Source organism: Bradyrhizobium sp. McL0615, from assembly GCF_049993905.1.
Taxonomy (GTDB): domain Bacteria; phylum Pseudomonadota; class Alphaproteobacteria; order Rhizobiales; family Xanthobacteraceae; genus Bradyrhizobium.
In genome coordinates this window covers 3,350,945-3,367,842 of sequence record NZ_CP188254.1, presented here as the reverse complement: position 1 = coordinate 3,367,842, position 16,898 = coordinate 3,350,945, and the positions used below count along the sequence as shown (strand labels likewise).

22 protein-coding genes are annotated in these 16,898 nt (G+C 63.5%); 5 read left to right on the top strand and 17 right to left on the bottom strand.

Annotation, left to right across the window (positions count from 1 at the left end):
- Positions 1–105: 105 nt before the first annotated feature.
- A complete protein-coding gene (gene garD / locus ACPPVP_RS15915; protein ID WP_426535846.1) occupies positions 106–1,641 on the top strand; it encodes a galactarate dehydratase in 1,536 nt (511 codons plus the stop codon).
- Positions 1,642–1,701: 60 nt separating this feature from the next.
- Here garD and ACPPVP_RS15910 read toward each other — a convergent pair whose 3' ends face one another.
- Positions 1,702–2,157 carry a host attachment family protein gene (locus ACPPVP_RS15910; protein ID WP_426535844.1) on the bottom strand — a complete coding sequence of 152 codons (456 nt, stop codon included), beginning with the start codon at positions 2,155–2,157 and terminating at the stop codon, positions 1,702–1,704.
- A 200-nt stretch (positions 2,158–2,357) separates the two neighbouring features.
- On the opposite strand from ACPPVP_RS15910, the gene ACPPVP_RS15905 reads away from it, so the two are divergent.
- Together ACPPVP_RS15905 and ACPPVP_RS15900 are read left to right on the top strand one after the other, a co-directional pair.
- On the top strand, positions 2,358–2,681 hold the full coding sequence (locus ACPPVP_RS15905; protein WP_426535842.1) for a hypothetical protein: 324 nt from the start codon (positions 2,358–2,360) through the stop codon (positions 2,679–2,681).
- A 144-nt stretch (positions 2,682–2,825) separates the two neighbouring features.
- Complete coding sequence (locus tag ACPPVP_RS15900) at positions 2,826–3,257, top strand: CBS domain-containing protein (RefSeq protein WP_426535840.1); 432 nt, start codon at positions 2,826–2,828, stop codon at positions 3,255–3,257.
- 126 nt (positions 3,258–3,383) lie between these two features.
- On the opposite strand, the gene ACPPVP_RS15895 is transcribed toward ACPPVP_RS15900, so the two are convergent.
- From ACPPVP_RS15895 to ACPPVP_RS15885, 3 genes are all read right to left on the bottom strand, one after another.
- Positions 3,384–3,632 carry a hypothetical protein gene (locus tag ACPPVP_RS15895; protein ID WP_426535838.1) on the bottom strand — a complete coding sequence of 83 codons (249 nt, stop codon included), beginning with the start codon at positions 3,630–3,632 and terminating at the stop codon, positions 3,384–3,386.
- Between the two features lie 77 nt (positions 3,633–3,709).
- Entirely contained in the window at positions 3,710–3,946 is a 237-nt protein-coding gene (locus tag ACPPVP_RS15890) for a hypothetical protein (RefSeq protein ID WP_426535836.1), read from the bottom strand.
- A 185-nt stretch (positions 3,947–4,131) separates the two neighbouring features.
- Entirely contained in the window at positions 4,132–4,290 is a 159-nt protein-coding gene (locus ACPPVP_RS15885; RefSeq protein WP_247778864.1) for a hypothetical protein, read from the bottom strand.
- A gap of 520 nt (positions 4,291–4,810) precedes the next feature.
- Here ACPPVP_RS15885 and ACPPVP_RS15880 point away from each other — a divergent pair.
- The gene (locus ACPPVP_RS15880; RefSeq protein ID WP_426535834.1) at positions 4,811–5,038 is read left to right on the top strand and encodes a hypothetical protein; all 228 of its coding nucleotides are present in this window, start codon (positions 4,811–4,813) and stop codon (positions 5,036–5,038) included.
- 216 nt (positions 5,039–5,254) lie between these two features.
- A complete protein-coding gene (locus ACPPVP_RS15875) occupies positions 5,255–5,470 on the top strand; it encodes a hypothetical protein (protein WP_426535832.1) in 216 nt (71 codons plus the stop codon).
- 32 nt (positions 5,471–5,502) lie between these two features.
- Here the strand turns inward: ACPPVP_RS15875 and ACPPVP_RS15870 are convergent, their stop codons facing one another.
- The 13 genes from ACPPVP_RS15870 to ACPPVP_RS15810 all read right to left on the bottom strand — a co-directional run bounded on the left by ACPPVP_RS15870 (position 5,503) and on the right by ACPPVP_RS15810 (position 16,887).
- Positions 5,503–6,837 carry a c-type cytochrome gene (locus tag ACPPVP_RS15870; RefSeq protein WP_426535830.1) on the bottom strand — a complete coding sequence of 445 codons (1,335 nt, stop codon included), beginning with the start codon at positions 6,835–6,837 and terminating at the stop codon, positions 5,503–5,505.
- 11 nt (positions 6,838–6,848) lie between these two features.
- A complete protein-coding gene (locus ACPPVP_RS15865; RefSeq protein ID WP_426535828.1) occupies positions 6,849–7,229 on the bottom strand; it encodes a gamma-butyrobetaine hydroxylase-like domain-containing protein in 381 nt (126 codons plus the stop codon).
- Between the two features lie 14 nt (positions 7,230–7,243).
- Entirely contained in the window at positions 7,244–7,399 is a 156-nt protein-coding gene (locus ACPPVP_RS15860; RefSeq protein WP_426535826.1) for a hypothetical protein, read from the bottom strand.
- Between the two features lie 30 nt (positions 7,400–7,429).
- Positions 7,430–8,455, bottom strand: coding sequence for a formate dehydrogenase subunit gamma (locus tag ACPPVP_RS15855; protein ID WP_426535824.1), 1,026 nt, complete (start codon positions 8,453–8,455; stop codon positions 7,430–7,432).
- A gap of 65 nt (positions 8,456–8,520) precedes the next feature.
- On the bottom strand, positions 8,521–9,117 hold the full coding sequence (gene fdh3B / locus ACPPVP_RS15850) for a formate dehydrogenase FDH3 subunit beta (protein ID WP_426535822.1): 597 nt from the start codon (positions 9,115–9,117) through the stop codon (positions 8,521–8,523).
- A 14-nt stretch (positions 9,118–9,131) separates the two neighbouring features.
- Positions 9,132–12,098 (bottom strand): formate dehydrogenase subunit alpha, encoded by a 2,967-nt coding sequence (locus tag ACPPVP_RS15845; RefSeq protein ID WP_426535820.1) that lies wholly within the window; start codon positions 12,096–12,098, stop codon positions 9,132–9,134.
- A 13-nt stretch (positions 12,099–12,111) separates the two neighbouring features.
- On the bottom strand, positions 12,112–12,327 hold the full coding sequence (locus ACPPVP_RS15840) for a hypothetical protein (RefSeq protein WP_426535818.1): 216 nt from the start codon (positions 12,325–12,327) through the stop codon (positions 12,112–12,114).
- A 31-nt stretch (positions 12,328–12,358) separates the two neighbouring features.
- Positions 12,359–13,147 (bottom strand): molecular chaperone TorD family protein, encoded by a 789-nt coding sequence (locus ACPPVP_RS15835; RefSeq protein ID WP_426535816.1) that lies wholly within the window; start codon positions 13,145–13,147, stop codon positions 12,359–12,361.
- 138 nt (positions 13,148–13,285) lie between these two features.
- Entirely contained in the window at positions 13,286–13,993 is a 708-nt protein-coding gene (locus ACPPVP_RS15830) for a DUF3306 domain-containing protein (protein WP_426535814.1), read from the bottom strand.
- Complete coding sequence (locus ACPPVP_RS15825) at positions 13,990–14,502, bottom strand: DUF3305 domain-containing protein (RefSeq protein ID WP_426535812.1); 513 nt, start codon at positions 14,500–14,502, stop codon at positions 13,990–13,992. The genes ACPPVP_RS15830 and ACPPVP_RS15825 overlap by 4 nt, the downstream gene beginning before the upstream one ends.
- A gap of 27 nt (positions 14,503–14,529) precedes the next feature.
- A complete protein-coding gene (locus ACPPVP_RS15820) occupies positions 14,530–15,552 on the bottom strand; it encodes a DUF6352 family protein (RefSeq protein WP_426535810.1) in 1,023 nt (340 codons plus the stop codon).
- The gene (locus tag ACPPVP_RS15815) at positions 15,549–16,124 is read right to left on the bottom strand and encodes a DUF6505 family protein (RefSeq protein WP_426537870.1); all 576 of its coding nucleotides are present in this window, start codon (positions 16,122–16,124) and stop codon (positions 15,549–15,551) included. The genes ACPPVP_RS15820 and ACPPVP_RS15815 overlap by 4 nt, the downstream gene beginning before the upstream one ends.
- Positions 16,125–16,131: 7 nt before the next feature.
- Positions 16,132–16,887: a biotin/lipoate--protein ligase family protein gene (locus ACPPVP_RS15810; protein ID WP_426535808.1), complete on the bottom strand. Its 756-nt coding sequence runs from the start codon at positions 16,885–16,887 to the stop codon at positions 16,132–16,134.
- Positions 16,888–16,898: the final 11 nt, after the last annotated feature.

Below are 16,898 nucleotides of genomic sequence, written 5' to 3'. Positions count from 1 at the left end.
GTTCCGAAGAGCCGCTTGATCAGGCGCGCGGTTTGACCTTGATTGCCTCGATCATGCGGCGCAGCTACGCGTTGCCTGATGCCGCCAGCGACCTAAGGATTCGACATGCAGCCCGTCACCGCGAAACCGCTCTACATCCGCATGCACGCGGACGACAACGTCGCGATCGTCGCGAACCGCGGCGGTCTGCACCCGGGCGCTGAATTCGCGTGCGGCTTACGGCTGATCGAGCAGATCCCGCAGGGCCACAAGGTTGCCCTCGCCGATATCGGACAGGACGAAATCATTCGCCGCTACGGCGAGGTCATCGGTCGCGCCGCAGCGCCGATCGCGAAAGGCAGCTGGGTCAAGGAATCGCTGGTGCAGATGCCCGACGCGCCGTCGTTCGACAATCTGCCGATGCCGAACGGCGGCGCGATCGCCCTGCCGCCGCTGGAAGGCCACACCTTCGAAGGCTATCGCAATGCCGACGGTTCGGTCGGCACCCGCAACATCCTCGCGATCTCGACCAGCGTGCAATGCGTCGCCGGCACGGTCGAGTTCGCGCTGGACCGGATTCGCAAGGAGCTATTGCCGAAATATCCCAACGTCGACGACGTGGTGGCGATCACGCATGCCTATGGCTGCGGGGTCGCGATCAACGCGCCGGGCGCCGCGGTCCCGATCCGCACGCTGCAGAACCTCGCCCGCAATCCCAATTTCGGCGGCGAGGTGATGATCGTTGGTCTCGGTTGCGAGAAACTTCAGCCTGAACTGTTGCTGCCCGAGGGGATGAACGGCGACGACGAAATCATGCGGATGCAGGATGAAGGCCTTACAGGGTTCGGCGAAATCGTCGACGACATCGTGCAGATGGCCGACGCGCGCTTGCAGATATTGAACAAGCGACGCCGCGAAACCTGCCCGGCGTCGGCGCTGGTGGTCGGCATGCAGTGCGGCGGCAGCGATGCGTTCTCAGGCGTGACCGCCAATCCGGCACTGGGTTTTGCCGCAGATCTTCTGGTCCGCGCCGGCGCCACCGTGATGTTTTCCGAAGTCACCGAGGTGCGCGACGCCATCCATCTCTTGACGCCGCGTGCGGCGAACCAGGACGTTGCGGACGCGCTGGTGCGCGAAATGGCCTGGTATGACCGCTATCTCGCCGGCGGCGAAGCCGACCGCAGCGCCAACACCACGCCGGGCAACAAGAAGGGCGGCCTCTCCAACATCGTCGAGAAGGCGATGGGTTCGGTGATCAAGTCGGGCACCGGCCCGATCGCGGGCGTGCTGGCGCCGGGTGAGCGGGTAAACCAGAAAGGGCTGATTTTTGCGGCGACGCCGGCCAGCGATTTTGTCTGCGGCACGCTGCAATTGGCCTCGGGCATGACGCTGCACGTCTTCACCACCGGCCGCGGCACGCCCTATGGCCTTGCCGCCGTGCCGGTCATCAAGGTCTCGACGCGCAGCGAACTCAAGCAACGCTGGCACGATCTGATCGACGTTGACGCCGGCAGTATCGCCACCGGCGATGCGACGATCGAGGACGTCGGCTGGGAACTGTTCCGTCTCATGCTTGACGTGGCGAGCGGCCGCGAGACCTGGGCCGAACACTGGAAGCTCACCAACTCGCTGGCGCTGTTCAATCCGGGGCCTGTGACATAACGGCGGCCCGGCGTCCGACCGTCGCGAAGCTGCGAGCACCGTCGCCCAGCCGAAATGTGGCTAGGCCGCTATCAGCTTTTCGATCTGCGGTATCGGGTGCGACGTCAATTCCTTCGGAATCTCGCCCACGATCTTGTCTGTCACCTCGGCATGAAATGCCTTGCGCAAAGTGCCGAGAATCTTCGCCGGCGCGATGACGACGAGCTTGTCGAAACGATTGTCGTGGGCATGACGGTAGAGCGCTTCCGCGATATCCCCGGCGAAGCGTTCCTTGGCGATGTGGTGCCAGTCGACCTCCTCTACCGCGCTTCGCGCCATACCGACGCTCGAAACGGAGCGCCCCGGACGATCGGTACCCTGCTCGCGCGTTGCCGGATTGTCCTGTTCCAGCACTTGCTCGACCTCAAGCTTGACCTGGTGCGCGGTGCCTTTGTTGCGCAGAAACAATGCCTTCTGGCCGTCGCCGATCAGAACGAGTGCGTTGTGGGAGATGATGGGGATAGATTCATTTGTCATTACTTGGTGCCTCCATGTGGGCCAACGCATGAAGCGCGGCGTGGTTGCCTCTGCGACGATGAGGCCTACGATCGGCGCCTCCGCGCTGCCGCCTCCCCTCGCGGGTTGATGGAACTCCGGCCTCGTTGCTTTCCGCGTCGGAACCAAAGCTGGCGCGATGCTTTGAGCCCGGAGGGCAGCTTTCGAAGGAGGAGGAACTTATGAGGAAGATCGCAATCGGCCTGCTGGCCGGCACGGGCGCGCTTCTGGCCGGAAGCGCAAACGCGTCTGACATCTACACCAGCAGCGAATACACCAACTCCGACCTGATACAGCAGGTCCGTATGGTCTGCGACGACAACGGGCGCTGCTATCGCACCCGCGGCGGCAGCCGCGTGGTCGTCCGCGATTCATACGCTTATCAGCCGCGCGAGCAATATATCGAGCAGCGGCGCTACCGCGACTACGATGAGCCGCGCGCCGGCGTCGGCATCCGCGCCCCCGGCGTGAGCGTGGGCGTCGGCATCGCCGGCGAGCGTTGGTAGACAGACCGGAAGAGATGTCGGCGAGAGACTTCAGCCCGGTCTGAAGTCTCTCCGCCAGTGTCGGCAATGCTTCATTTTGCCCGCGGAACAGCGGTCGGCACTGCCTGTTAGCCGATCAAGCAACCGCCAAGGAGAGAGCGTCACATGAAAGTTTCCGATGCGATGACCTCGGAGGTTCAACTCTGCACTCCCGGTGACACATTAAAGGATGCCGCGCAGGCCATGGCGGCGCTTGCCGTTGGGCTGCTGCCGGTGACCGATAATGACCGCCTGGTCGGCATGCTCTCCGACCGCGATATCGCGATCCGTGGCATCGGCATGGGCCGCGGCCCCGAAGCAAGGGTCGGCGACGTAATGACGGCCGAGGTCAGATATTGCTACGACGATCAGAACCTCGACGAGGTGAGCGCGATCATGGGTGACATCCAAGTCCGTCGCCTGCCGGTGCTCAATCGCGACAAGCGGCTCGTCGGCATCATTGCGCTGGGCGACATCGCGCTGGCGCAAGCCGGCAACGGTATCGGCGCTGCGTTGAGCGGAATTTCGCGGCCGGGTGGGCAGCACGCACAATTCTAGTCGTCGGCATCTCATGCCCGCGTCATGCGGAAACGAGCACTAGCCGCCGTTAAGCGCGAACGAGGCCAATGCCGTTGCCCTCAGGCAGCGGCATTCGCGCAAGCAGCCACCGGCTTCGGGTCGTAATTATTTTTTGGCGCCGGGTGCGGCATTGTCCATGCTGGAAGCACTGCCGGACGAACCGGACTTCATTTTTCCGGTAGCGGCTCCGGTCGTCGTTCCCTTCTTCATGTTTGTATGCTTGGTCGTGCTTTTAGTGGCGCCGGGGCCGACATTTCCTTCGCTCGATGCGCCGGGGGCCGGCTGCATCTGTGCGAACGCGCCTCCAGTCGACAGCAACAGGGCGCAGGCGCAAGCCAGGATGGTTTTCTTCATGGGGAACTCCTTTGATTGAAGCGACTCTTCAACCTGCGCCCTCGCGAAGGGTTCCGACGCAAACAAGTGAGCGGCAATCACGCCGAGGCGAGCACCGGGGACGCGGGCCGCTGCCGCCTGAATTGCTGATAGGCCACGATTGCCTTGTTGGCGAGCATCAACCGCCGGCGCTCGCCGTGGCGCACCATCAACTCGATCGTGTCGCTGAGAAAGCGGCCGGCCACCATCGGCTCGCCCAACTCCCCGGTACGGTTGAGATAATCCCAGGCGATTTCGATCGAACTGTCTATCAGCAAGGGCAGCGGTTCCGTCATGTCTACATCCAGCCATTTTTGGGCAAACGTCCGGCGGCAATCTCTGTTCCTGATCCAGCCTGCCGGCGGAAGGCAAGCCCCGCGGAGGACGCTATGGTCCTCCTGCAGCCGCGCCCGCAATCATCGCCAGATCGTCCAAATCGCCTTGCCTTCGACGATCAGCCCGTCGCCGCCCGACCCGACGGCTAATGAGTATTGGTCTCATGCCACTTTTCCAGATCGGGTTTTGACGGTCCGGGCCGCTGTTCCTTTTCCGGATTCCCCTTCCAGGGCTTGTCGGTCTGCTTGTGCGATCCCCAGTCCGTTTGCTGGCGCGGATCGTCGGTAGGCTTCTCTTTGCTCATTGGGCACCTCCAGAATTGGAAGCGGCCAGCCCGCGATTTGGTTCCCGGCGAAGCGGCCCTCCCTGGCTGGACAGGCTGCTGGCCGGGATGACGCATCGTCCGGTTGTCCACCGAACTCTGGTTCCAACATCCAATACCGAACAGACAGACGAAGATCGCGCTCCTAGTCTTTTCGAATGGACAGGAAGAAAACCGAGGCTCGGCTCCCCCAAACCTTGCATATAGAGGCGCTGACAGCGTTGGAGCAGGCACGGGGGATGCCCCACGGTCCTGTCCGAAGCGAGGCGCTGAAGCGCGCAGGCATCCTTCAGAACGCCGCTGACATGCAGGGATTGTTGTTCGCCAAGCGCGGACGTCCCCCGAAAACTTGATCTGTCCTGCGAGCGAGATTGCCCACGATCGCAGCCCAATACGGCAGCTGTGAGCGCGCGGCCCCATCGTGCGGCAAGCCATCGGAACTCCGGGAAGGCTTTCCACGTTGCCTCTCTACATGGTCGCGGCGAACTGCAAGGAGCCTCAAATGGGATTGGCCGAATACATGATCGTCTCCAAGCCGGACGGCTGGACGGTCCTTCACGACGGGAGTGCGCAGCACGACTACGAGACAAAGGAAGCGGCGTTCGAAGCAGCCGTCGCCGCCGCATCGCTGGCGATCCGCGAGGGCCACGAGGTCCATGTCAGCGTCCCCGGTCGCGACGCCGGCAACAAGACAGCACTTGGCGCGGCGGATTCGCAAAGCGTCCCGTGAGATCGTCGCTGCACGAATCGAGTCAATCGGGCACGCAACTCGTGCGAGCATCAGTGCCGCAGGAATCGCGGTACGGCATTTTGCGACACCGATTCGTGCCTGCTCACATGACGAAAACAAGATCGTGATAGGTGACCCAGGCCACATTCAGGCGTGACCGTTGGCCGTAATGCGGTGGTGCAAGCCACACTGCATATCGAGCCAACGGAGTTTTCCATGAAGCGTCTGCTGATTTCCGGATTCGTGGCGGTCGCCCTGCTCGCTGTCGCAACCACGATGCGGTCGCATTCAATCAATTCGGCCGAGCGTTCCACCGTGACCACCGGCGTAGCGTTGTCGAAAAAATCTCCGGCCATCGCGGGCGTAACCAGGCTTCCGATCGAAGAGTTCGAGGACATGTCGCTGGTCTATTCGAGCCCTGCGAAGCATTGACGGAGCCGGAATAACCGCCGCGTCGATCAGCCCTATCGCTTGGTCGCGCGCTCGAGAAACTGCACCAGCGCGGCGCGATCCTGCTCCGAGCCGATGCGTTGCTCCGGCATCTTGGTGCCGGGCGTGAAGGCTTGCGGCCCGATCTCGAACAGTTTGGAAACCGTCTCCGGCGTCCAGACGATGTCGAGCCGCTTGAGCGCCTCGGAAAAATTGTACCCTGCTGCGGTGGCGATGCGCCGACCGAAGATTCCGGCAAGCGTCGGTCCAGCGCGGTTGGCCTGCTCGGCGCCGAGCGTATGGCAGGCCACACAGGCGCGAAAGATCTCCGCGCCGCGATCCCCGGCAAAGGCAGCGAGCGGATCTCCCCCTGTCTCCAGCAGAATCGGATCGATCGGCTCGCCCGTCGCCGTGTTCCAGCGCCGGATGATGTTATCCGCGCCGCCCGTGAGCAGCGTGCGGCTGTCGGGCAGGAACGCCACCGACCAGACCGGCAGGCCCGGACCCACCAGCGTGCGCGTGAGCGTCCGCACCTTGCGGTCGAGCACGGCAACCGTACCGCCAATGCCTGCGGCTGCAACCAGCGCACCGTCAGGCGAAATCGCAATCGAAATCACCGGCCTTGGCCCTGCCGCAACCTCGCCGGCCGTCGCGCCGCCAGCGGTCAGGAAATAAACCTTGCCGTCGGCGCCGCCGACCGTGATTTCACCATCGGCGCCGGCGGCCACGGCGTTGAGCGGGGTCGGCATCATGACGACGGTCGGCGTTTGCGCGCCCGACAGTGGCCAGATGCGTACGCTGAGGTCGTAGCTGACGCTGACCAGGGCGCGGCCATCGGCCGTAAACGCCACGCCGTTGACGTTCTGCGTATGCTCGTCGAGCACGCGCGGCGCACCACCGGCGAGCGGCCAGAGCCGCACCGTGTGGTCCCATGAGGCGGATGCGAGCGTTGCGCCATCGGGCGATACCGCCAGCGCGGCGATTGGCGCCGTGTGGCCCTCGAACACCGCGTCGGGCTCCGTCTTGCCAAAAGTCCAGATGGCGATGCGGCCATCGGCGCCGGCAGTCGCCGCGCGTCCATCCTTGAGCAGCGCGACCGCATTGACGGCGTCGGCATGGAAACGAAGCACCTGCTCGGCCGCATTGCGCGTCAGCGACCAGCGGATCGCGGTCGAATCGAAACTGCCGGAGATCGCGCTTTGCCCGTCGGCCGAGATCGCCAGCGCCCGCACCGGCCCGCCATGCCCGCGCAGTTGCGCGAGCGCGGCCGTCGTTCCGATCGGGAGCGCGATCAACAAGGCCGCAAAGCCCGGAAGCGCGAACCGGCTTGCCTTGGCGCGTGAAGCGATTGCGGCAATGATTTGCTGCATCCGCATCGGCCTCAGCGCACGCCCGGCCTGTCACGGTCGAGGCCCTTGGCCTGGAGGTCGTCGAGGTAGTCCTGAAAGCGCTGTCCGGCATTCAGGCCGAGATCGCGCAGGAACGCCCAGGAATAGATGCCGGTCGAGTGCATGTCGTCGAACCCTATTCTGACGGCATAATTGCCGACAGGATCGACGGAAAGAATGGTCACATTACGTTTGCCGCCGACCGTCTTGCGCTCAGCTTCGGAATGCCCCTGCACCTCGGCGGAGGGGCTGGTCACCCGCAGCAGTTCGGCGGAGAGATCGAAGGTGCGGCCGTCGTCAAAAACGACGCGCAGCGTGCGGCGGTCCTTCGGCAGGCGGATTTCGACCGGCCACGCCAGCGTGACGTCAGGCACGCCCACCGCCGGCGTCAGCTCGGGCCGATCAGGTTATGGCCGGGATCGCCGACCCTGGCGCCGCTGGTCGAAAAGGCGACGTAGCTTGGCTCCTGAATGGTGTTGAGCACCATCGCGACGCCGACGGCGGCAACCACGGCAAAAGCCAGAGCCGCAACAAAGACTTTCATATCACTTCCTCACCTATGACTTGAGCCGGGCTATTCAGCCGGCACGGCATGCGGCGTGCGGTCGGGCGGCGCGCCGGCCTTCCTCTGCTGTTCTTCTACCCAGAGCGAGTGATGCTCCTTGGCCCAGTTCACATCGACCTCGCCGGTGCCCATCGCATCAAATGCGCCTTCCATGCCGATCGAGCCGATATAGATGTGCGCCAGCATCGCGGCGATGAAGAGCATCGCGATCACGGCGTGGATCACGGTCCAGATCTGCAAAGCCGTGACGTTGCCCGGAAGATACGGGAAGATCAGGAACCAACCGGACACCGACATCAGCGCCCCGCCGATGATGACGATCCAGAAAATGCCCTTCTGACCGGCATTGAAACGCTTGGCCGGCGGATGCTTGCCGTTGGGGAGAATGCCGCCACCCTGCTTGATCCACTCCAGGTCGACCTTGCCCGGGATGTTGTCCTTGATCCAGATCAGGAACATGACCACGAGGCCCAGCATGAACGGGAATGCCAGGTAGTTATGTGCGAGCTTGGCCCAGGCCGACATGGCCGCAAAGGCATCCGCGCCGAACAATGGCAGGATCAGCGTGCGGCCAAAGCTGACGTTCAGACCTGACAGTGCAAGGATGATGAAGCAGCTTGCCGTGAGCCAGTGGGTAAACCGTTCGAAGCTGGCGAAGCGAAGGATCGTCTTCCCCGAGAGCCCCTGGCGCACGCGAATCCGGCCGCGGACCATCAGGAAGATCGCCAGCAAGGCAATCATGCCGAGAATGGCAATGCCACCGATCCAGGGCAGCTTGCCGCGATGGAAGTCACGCCAGTCGCGCCCGGCAGGCTGGATCAGATTGGCAGCGTTTCCGTCGGGGATCGATACGCGCCCGCTGATCTTGTCGCCCTCCTTCAGCGCATTCAGGAGCTTGTCTTCCTGAACGGCCTCGGCGGTGGGCTTGAAGGAAAGCTGGGCGGCTGCGGGATGCGCCAGCACAAACAGCAGCGCGAACGCCGCGAACAACAGCCTGAAACCGGCGACCTTGAGAATTGAAAGTGAGCCTGGCATTTGCACAACGCCCTTTCGGTTATCGGAATTATGCGCCGCCGCGCCGGGGCACGGCGGGGATGGCATCAGCCGGTCGGTGAATCGCTGTAGGCGGTCTTCCAGCCCCACATGCCGGAGCCGTAACCGCGCTTCATCACCCGCTCCTTGTAGATCTCGGCAATGATCGCGCCATCGCCGGCGAGCAGCGACTTGGTCGAGCACATCTCGGCGCAAAGCGGCAGCTTACCCTCGGCGAGGCGGTTGGCGCCGTATTTGGCGTATTCGGCCGGCGTGGAGTCGGCTTCGGGGCCGCCCGCGCAATAGGTGCACTTGTCCATCTTGCCGCGCGATCCGAAGTTGCCGACCTTCGGATATTGCGGCGCCCCGAACGGACAGGCGTAGAAGCAGTAGCCGCAACCGATGCAGAGGTCCTTGGAGTGCAGCACCACGCCGTCAGCGGTGGTGTAGAAGCACGATACCGGACAGACCGCCGCGCACGGCGCATCCGTGCAGTGCATGCAGGCCATCGAGACCGAGCGCTCGCCGGGCTTGCCGTCGTTGATGGTGACGACGCGGCGGCGGTTGATGCCCCACGGCACTTCATGTTCGTTCTTGCAGGCCGTGACACAGGCGTTGCACTCGATGCAGCGGTCGGCATCACAGAGAAATTTGACGCGAGCCATGATCTATTCTCCTCTCACGCCGCTTGGATCTGGCACAGGGTAACCTTGCCCTCGTGCATGCCAGTGACCGGGTCGTAACCGTACGAAGTGATGGTGTTGACGCTTTCGCCGAGCACGATCGGGTCGGCCCCCTTCGGATACTTGCTGCGCTGATCGACACCCTGGAACCAGCCGGAGAAGTGGAATGGCATGAACGCCACGCCCTTGCCGACACGGTCGGTGACCAGCGCCTTGACCCGCGCCTTCGAGCCGTTTTCCGGACCGAACACCCAGACCCAGCCGCCGTCCTTGATGCCGCGTTCGGAAGCGTCCGAGGTATTGACCTCGACGAACATGTCCTGCTGCAGTTCGGCAAGCCAGCGGTTCGACCGCGTCTCCTCGCCGCCGCCTTCGTATTCGACGAGACGTCCCGAGGTCAGGATGATCGGGAATTGCTTGGCAAGCCCCTTGTCCACCGCCGCCTTCTGAACGGAGAAGCCCAGATTGGCCATCCGGAACTGACGCCCGTCCGGACGCGTCGGATACTTCGCGACCAGATCGGGCCGCGCCGTATAGATCGGCTCGCGATGAACCGGCACGGGATCGGGCAGATTCCACGCCACCGCGCGGGCCTTGCCGTTGCCATACGCCATCACGCCATGTTCGAGCGTGACGCGAATGATGCCGCCCGACAGATCAACCGCCCAGCCGACGCCATCGGGATTGTTGCCGCCGATCTTGTTGATGGTGGCGAGTTCGTCCGCGGTGAGATCCTTGTCCCAGCCGAGCTTCTTGAGCACGCCGTAGGTGAACTCGGGATAGCCGTCGGTCAGTTCCGAGCCCTTGCTGTAGGAGCCTTCGGATAGCAGGTTGACGTTCTTCACCGAGCCGTCCGGCTGCTTCTCCTCATAGACTACGCCGAAGCGCGCGCGGAACGTGCCGCCGCCGTCCTTGGCGTGCAGGTTGGTATTGTAGAGCGTGTGCGTACCCGGATGCTTGATCTGCGGCGTACCCCAGCACGGCCACGGCAGGCCGTAATAGTCGCCGCCGACCTCTGGCTCGTCCGCCTTGGCGCGCAAGGTCACCAGGTCGAACTTGCCCTGGTTCTTCATATGCGCCTTCAACCGCTCCGGCGACTGGCCGGAATAGCCGGTCGAGAAGCCGCCGCGGTTGATCTCGCGCAACAGATCCTCGGGCGACGGACGGTTGTTCTCGACCTTGATGTTCTTGAACATCGGATCGGCGAAACCGAGCTTCTTGGACAGCAGATAGATGATCTCGTAGTCGTCCTTCGACTCGAAGATCGGCTTGACGATCTGCTCGCCCCACTGCAGCGAGCGGTTCGACGCCGTGCGCGAGCCCGACGTCTCGAACTGGCTGCAGGCCGGCAACAGGTAGGTGCCGTTCTTGCGTTCGGAAATCGCGGCGAACGTGGTCGGATGCGGATCGGCGACCACGAGCAATTCCAGCTTCTCCAGGCCCTTCACCATCTCCGTCATGCGCGGCACGGTGTTGCCGCCGTGACCCATGATGACCACGCCTTTCACGATGTCGCGCTGGTCGACATCATCAGGGTTGGCCAGCGTCGCATCGAACCAGCGGGTCCACGGGATGCCCGGCAATTCCATGTTCTGCTTGCGGGTACGGGCCGGACGACCCGCCTTCGCCGGTACCTCATCGAAGCGCGACTGCAGAGAATCGTACTCGACCTCCCAGACGCGCGCCCAGTGCTTCCAGGCACCTTCGACCAGGCCGTAATAGAGCGGCAACGTCGTGATATCGAGGCCGATATCGGTCGCGCCCTGCACGTTGCAGTGGCCGCGGAAGATGTTGGCGCCGCCGCCGAAAGTGCCGACATTGCCGGTCGCCAGTAGCAGGTTGCAATAGGCGCGGACGTTGGCGGTACCGACGGTGTGCTGGGTGCCGCCCATGCACCAGATGAAGGTCGAGGGCTTTTGCTTGGCAAAGGTCTCGGCGACTTTCTTCATCTGTTCGCCGGGAATCCCGGTGACGCGTTCGACTTCCTCCGGCGTCCACTTCGCAACTTCCGCGCGGATCTGATCCATGCCGTAGACGCGTTGCTTGATGAATTCCTTGTCTTCCCAACCATTGTTGAAGATGTGGTGCAGCATGCCCCAGATGACGGCGATGTCGGTGCCGCTGCGGAACCGGACATATTCGGTGGCGTGAGCCGCGGTGCGGGTGAAGCGCGGATCGAGCACGAACACGTTGGCGCGGTTGATCTCCTTGCCGGTCAGGATGTGCTGCAGCGAAACCGGATGCGCTTCGGCGGCATTTGAGCCCATGAAGACGATGGTCTTCGAGTTTCTGATGTCGTTGTAGGAATTCGTCATCGCGCCGTAGCCCCAGGTATTGGCGACGCCGGCGACAGTGGTCGAATGACAGATGCGGGCCTGGTGGTCGATCGAATTGGTGCCCCAGAAGGCCGCGAACTTGCGGAACAGATAGCCGCCCTCGTTGGAGAATTTTGCCGAGCCGAGCAGATACACCGAGTCGGCGCCGGACTTGGCACGGATCTCGAGCATCTTGTCGCCGATCTCGTTGATCGCCTGATCCCACGAGACCTTTTGCCACTCGCCGTTGACCAGCTTCATCGGGGATTTCAGGCGGCGGTCGCCATGCACGAGTTCGCGCACCGAGGCGCCCTTGGCGCAGTGCGAGCCACGGTTGATCGGGCTGTCCCAGGCCGGCTCCTGGCCGACCCAGACTCCGTTCTGCACTTCGGCGATCACGGTGCAGCCGACCGAGCAATGCGTGCAGATGTTCTTCTTGATTTCGGTCGGCGCGCCGACGATTTTTGGCCCGGCCTGCGCCTTGCGCACCGAGCCGAGCGGCATCAGGCCGATCGCAGCGCCCGCGCCCGCCGCCAGACCCGACCGTCGCAGGAACGTGCGGCGGTCGAGAACGCCAGATGCGAGGCCGGCGGCGACACCCTGCAAACGCGCCCTGCCCGCGGATCCGTCTCTTCGCTTCATCAACATGTGCGTTGTCCCATCAATACCGGTTGACGCGATAGTAGTTCTTGACGTGATCGGTTTCCTTGTAGCGCGCCTTGACGCGCTCGGCCTGCGACTCATCCGCGACCGCCTCGCCGCCGGTGAGCGGGACAACGGCTGCTGCTGCGACCGCCGAACCGCCCATCAGAAACAAGCTGCGCCGATCCACAACCGTGGCCCGCGACTTGTCCTTGAGGTCAGATGGCTTGCTCATTGCGATCTCCTTTTCACCTTGCCTGTCGCCGTCACTCGGACAGCGTGAAGGCCTCGGATTCCAATTCCATGAAGACACGGCCGGCGCGGCCGACGGCGCGGTAGAAGCGCGCCGATGGCGACATTTCCAGATCGGCGAACATCCGCGCCGCCCACGGCTTGAGATGCCGTTCGAAAAAACGCGCCTGTTCGGCGAACTCGGCCTCGAAGTCGGTGCGTGCAAGGCCCGCCATGACCTCGAGCAGGATAGCGATGTGATCCTCCGGCTCCCGCGAGGTGCCGGCGCGCTCGATTCCGAGCGCATTCAGGTCTTCGCGCACCCGCGCCAGCGGGCGCTCGTGAAGGAAGCCGGTCAGATAGTAGGAGGCATAGGGAAGCAGCTCGCCGCGGCCGAGACCGATGAAGAGATCGAAGAATTCCTTGCTGACGGCGCGATCATCGGTCGCCGCGGCTGCCGCAGCGAGTTCGATATGCGCGATGCCGAGATCGGATGCGTCGCCTTTCAGCGTGGCCACGCGCTTGAGCGTGTCAGTGTCAGGCGCCTTGCCGAGCAGCAAGGACAGCAGGCCGTACTCCGCGGCGCGCAGTTGATCAATCTCGTCGATCTCGGTTTGCGGTTTCACCTGATCCTCGGGTGGCCCGTACAGATCGGGACGAAGAACAAAACGATTCACTCGCGTCAGCGCCTCGACGGCGAGGACCCGCTCGGCCGGAATGCGCGACCACGCAGAAACCGACGGCTGCGCAATGCCGATCCCTCGTGCCAGCGATGCAACGCCACCCGCTGCCTTGATTGCTAGTTCCAGACCGGCGTCACGCATGGTGCTACCGATTTCTCCCCACCCACTCGCGCCCTCGCCCAAAAGATGTCCCTCTTCTGGGCGCACAGCTTAGAACTAGAATTATTCCAAGGAGAAATTTGTAACATAGGCGTCGCCTATGTCCGCAAAAACTTTTGTCTAAACAATCGGTTTTGCGGTGCCATGACGTCGCACCAGCTGCTGCGGTGCAGCAGGTCGCGCTGACTGGGATTCGTCAGCTGGCTCGGGTTCGCGGACATCGCCGTCGGTCGTTGAAATGGCTTCAGTTTCCGCCGCATTCGGCTCACCCGACCGTCTGAGAGACTGATTCGGGAGATCAATCTGCGGTTTTGCCGGCAGATCGGATGTGGACGGCTCTACGAGAGAGCCTGCCGCGTCATCTTTACGGTTTGAATCGGAATTTATCGTTTCGACTATGGGTTCGCCCATGATTTGCGACACAAGACGCGCCACATCGACACTTGCGCCCAGGTCGCCGCCGCCGGGAACCCCGCCCGGTGCATTCCAGTCATAGGCGTATTCAAGCGCTGGATTGACATAATTGCGGATTGCGGGATCCAGCGCCCAGGATTTCTGCAAGGCCGCATTCCGCAGATGTTCGGGAACGCCTTTGCGCAGAAATGCCGTGATATCGGTGCTTCCGGTCAGTTCCTCGAGCTTTGGCAAGGTCGAGAGATCGAATTCCGGCGCGACATCTTGGCCTTGCGGTGCGGGCGAGCCCGACGATTCAACACCTTCGGCGGCCGGCGCGTCCGGCGTTGGCTCCGGCTGCTTTGCCTCCCGCTTGCGCTGCGACCATCGCGCCAGAAAGCCCTTGTCCCGATCGGCTTCGTCCGGACCACTCATGTGTGCCCCGTTCCCTTATCCGGCCGGTGACCCGGCACGCGCGGCCGATCGTCCGCCGCGCGATCCCGCTTGCGCTTGTGGAATACCTGCTCGACATGGAATCGATCGACAAAGGCTGCAATCCATGACGCGATCTCAGGCGGCATCGGCACGGTACCGATCACATCGCAGCCGCTTTCGAACATCGCCTCCCCTTCGGTCGGGTCAGCGGTCACTTTCGTCAGCTCCAGCTCGGCGGCGCCATCCCGGCGCCGCAACGCGACCCAGATGAGCGGCGCGCCGTCGGCGAGGTTGTCGCGATAATTGGCCGTTTCCGCACTGAACAGATCGATGCTGGCCGCGCCCGCATAATAAGTCGTGGAATCGGCCTCGCTGGACAGCGCGGTCCACGGCGCCGTTGACGGCACCTCCTCCAGGATCAGCGCCGGCGACCACAATTCATCGATCCAGGGATTGTCGATCGAACGGCGTCGCACCACCACGCCAACCTCGCGGGATGCTTCAGTCATGGCCATTCCCGATCCTCTCTTGGCGGATCATGTGACACTCGCGGCCGCCGCCAGCGGCAGGCCCGCGACCAGATTTTGCGGCTTTAATCTCACCACCTTGTCTGCGCCCATGGCGAGGATGAGGTAGACCGGCTTGTCGCCGACCCGCTCATCCACCAGCCGCGCATCTTCAAAGCTCAGGCGCATCAGAGCCACGATGCGCTCGGCAACGTCGCCTTCCAATCGCTCGCCGCGCCACAGCGCATTGCCGATCCGCGTCGCCTCGCTGTCGAGGCCTGTAAACCAGCGCCAGTCGCGATCTTCGATCGAGGCTGTTGTTTCGACGCTGACGGTAACGCCGAGCAAATGAGCGATCCAGCGTTCGACGACCCGGCACAGGCCGGCGCGCGCCTTGGCATTGCCGCCGAGGTTCATGACCATCGCGTGCGCGTCCGAACGCGACCAGTAGGTCCAGGCGTTTTCGTCGTCCATCACGTCCATTTCGCCGAACGACGTTGGCTGTTGCAGCATGGCCGTGAGCGGCGATGAATGCAGGTCGTGCTGGGCATGCTGCTCAGCCTCGATCGTCTCCGCATCGGCCAGCAGCAGCGTGCCGTCGTGAACGGCCGCCAGTTGGCTGCGATAGAACAACTCCGCCGCCCGCAGCGTATAGGGATCCTCGCAGCCTTCGAGGGCGTTGCGCAGGATCAGGTGGCACAGTTGCGACAGAAAGACTGGCGGCAGGTCGCCGGCCCCCTTGCGGGCCAGCGCGACATAAACCGCCTCCAGCGACGGCGCCGCCATCAGCCGGTCGCGGAAATCCATCATGAAGGACCAATTTTCGCGTGCATCGGCATCGGCAAGCCGGGCGATGTCCTTAGCTGACACGGCGCGCAGCGGATCAGCCATCAGGCTCGCATGCAGATCGCGCTCGGCCTCGCAGGCATCCGCCGGCGGCATCAATTCGGGCCGCGCCAAATAGGCCATGATGAGTTCGGGCGTCGCGATCAGTCCGCCGTGATCGGCGCGGCGCGTGAAGTGATGGCCCGAGGCGACCCAGAATTCTCTCATGTGCGATCCGTCGTCCTGGCATCGGTCCTGATCAGCCCGAGAAGATCGACCTCTTCCTTGGGTTCAACATCGCCTTCGACTTCATGGAAGGTAAAGGCGCTGGCATGGCCGTGCAACCGGTCGGCATCTCCGGCACCTGCGCGCGGCTTGAGGGTGCGAAAGCGTTCACGAATTTCACCGTTTTCGACGGTGCGCTGCACAGCAAGCAGCGTCTGCGGCGGGTGTTCGCACAGCGAGCCTGCGAACGCGATCTCCTCCTCGGCGGCATGGCGCGCGGCCTGCGCATCAGGCGCCCCGAATTTCTCCACCAACTGCCCCGCGAGCCGCTCGATCATCGTCTCCCGCTCCGCTTCGGTGGCTTCGGTGACGATGGCAAGCGTCGACCATCCCAAACTGTCGATTCCGAGAAAGCCCGAACGCAACGCCACGCGCTGCTTCTGGCCGAGCGTGGCCGGATCCCGGTGCCAGAACACGAACGCGCCGGAAACCGCCCATTCCCCGGGTTCGGCTGCCCGCTCGAAAACAAAGGTATCCGACGGGTCCAGCCTGATGGTACGCGGAAATTTCAACATGTCCGCCTCATCCGAATTTCGGACCGCGCGCCTGCGGATCATACCAAGCAGCGCGCCCAAGCGCATCCACCAGACTTTCCCGCGCAGGCGCTCCGCTGCCGGCGGGCAGGCTCACCAGGAGATCGCCGTTGACGTCGATGCCGCGGCGCTCGCCGGCTTTGTTTTTGGGAAGCCGCTCCAGATAGTCGCGCGCGATGGCCTCGAAGCCGCGCTCTTTCCAGCGGTCGAAGGCGGTCATGAGGTGGCGGCTGAAGCTTTCGATGATCGCATCGGTATCGACCATCTCGAAACCTTCGCTCAGCAAGGACACGCCCGCGGCCGCCTGCACTTCCGGGATATGCGCCATGTCGGCAGCGCGCAGGATCACGCCGAAAACGAGCCATTCAGGTATGTCGTCTTCGGTGCATTTGGCCGGCCAGCCGAGCCGCCCGCCGCCGAGCAATCCCGCGTCGAAGCGGATCGCGTCGGGCCAGTCGAAACCGACCTCCCGCTCTGGCGGACAATGGGCGGCAATCGCATCGGCCAGCGCATTCATGCCGGCAAAGAATGCCCGGCGCGCCGAACGGAGCGGCTCGTCGGGTTCAAGCACCACCGCGAACTCGACCAGGTCGTAGCGGCGCACCCACACCAGTGTCCCGGCGCCCGCTTCCGCCGCGATCTCGCAGGCCCGGGCGAAGGCATCGCCGAGCTCGCGCAACGCGACCAAAGTATAACCGGGGGGCAGATCGAGTGTCTGTTCCGTATCACCGAGACGAGCGATCACGAAGAACTATT

Excerpts from the sequence above, each read along its gene's own strand:
- garD (WP_426535846.1), top strand. The coding sequence starts at position 106 with ATGCAGCCCGTCACCGCGAAACCGCTCTACATCCGCATGCACGCGGAC.
- ACPPVP_RS15910 (WP_426535844.1), bottom strand. The coding sequence starts at position 2,157 with ATGACAAATGAATCTATCCCCATCATCTCCCACAACGCACTCGTTCTG.
- ACPPVP_RS15905 (WP_426535842.1), top strand. The coding sequence starts at position 2,358 with ATGAGGAAGATCGCAATCGGCCTGCTGGCCGGCACGGGCGCGCTTCTG.
- ACPPVP_RS15900 (WP_426535840.1), top strand. The coding sequence starts at position 2,826 with ATGAAAGTTTCCGATGCGATGACCTCGGAGGTTCAACTCTGCACTCCC.
- ACPPVP_RS15895 (WP_426535838.1), bottom strand. The coding sequence starts at position 3,632 with ATGAAGAAAACCATCCTGGCTTGCGCCTGCGCCCTGTTGCTGTCGACT.
- ACPPVP_RS15890 (WP_426535836.1), bottom strand. The coding sequence starts at position 3,946 with ATGACGGAACCGCTGCCCTTGCTGATAGACAGTTCGATCGAAATCGCC.
- ACPPVP_RS15885 (WP_247778864.1), bottom strand. The coding sequence starts at position 4,290 with ATGAGCAAAGAGAAGCCTACCGACGATCCGCGCCAGCAAACGGACTGG.
- ACPPVP_RS15880 (WP_426535834.1), top strand. The coding sequence starts at position 4,811 with ATGGGATTGGCCGAATACATGATCGTCTCCAAGCCGGACGGCTGGACG.
- ACPPVP_RS15875 (WP_426535832.1), top strand. The coding sequence starts at position 5,255 with ATGAAGCGTCTGCTGATTTCCGGATTCGTGGCGGTCGCCCTGCTCGCT.
- ACPPVP_RS15870 (WP_426535830.1), bottom strand. The coding sequence starts at position 6,837 with ATGCAGCAAATCATTGCCGCAATCGCTTCACGCGCCAAGGCAAGCCGG.
- ACPPVP_RS15860 (WP_426535826.1), bottom strand. The coding sequence starts at position 7,399 with ATGAAAGTCTTTGTTGCGGCTCTGGCTTTTGCCGTGGTTGCCGCCGTC.
- ACPPVP_RS15855 (WP_426535824.1), bottom strand. The coding sequence starts at position 8,455 with ATGCCAGGCTCACTTTCAATTCTCAAGGTCGCCGGTTTCAGGCTGTTG.
- fdh3B (WP_426535822.1), bottom strand. The coding sequence starts at position 9,117 with ATGGCTCGCGTCAAATTTCTCTGTGATGCCGACCGCTGCATCGAGTGC.
- ACPPVP_RS15845 (WP_426535820.1), bottom strand. The coding sequence starts at position 12,098 with ATGTTGATGAAGCGAAGAGACGGATCCGCGGGCAGGGCGCGTTTGCAG.
- ACPPVP_RS15840 (WP_426535818.1), bottom strand. The coding sequence starts at position 12,327 with ATGAGCAAGCCATCTGACCTCAAGGACAAGTCGCGGGCCACGGTTGTG.
- ACPPVP_RS15835 (WP_426535816.1), bottom strand. The coding sequence starts at position 13,147 with ATGCGTGACGCCGGTCTGGAACTAGCAATCAAGGCAGCGGGTGGCGTT.
- ACPPVP_RS15830 (WP_426535814.1), bottom strand. The coding sequence starts at position 13,993 with ATGAGTGGTCCGGACGAAGCCGATCGGGACAAGGGCTTTCTGGCGCGA.
- ACPPVP_RS15825 (WP_426535812.1), bottom strand. The coding sequence starts at position 14,502 with ATGACTGAAGCATCCCGCGAGGTTGGCGTGGTGGTGCGACGCCGTTCG.
- ACPPVP_RS15820 (WP_426535810.1), bottom strand. The coding sequence starts at position 15,552 with ATGAGAGAATTCTGGGTCGCCTCGGGCCATCACTTCACGCGCCGCGCC.
- ACPPVP_RS15815 (WP_426537870.1), bottom strand. The coding sequence starts at position 16,124 with ATGTTGAAATTTCCGCGTACCATCAGGCTGGACCCGTCGGATACCTTT.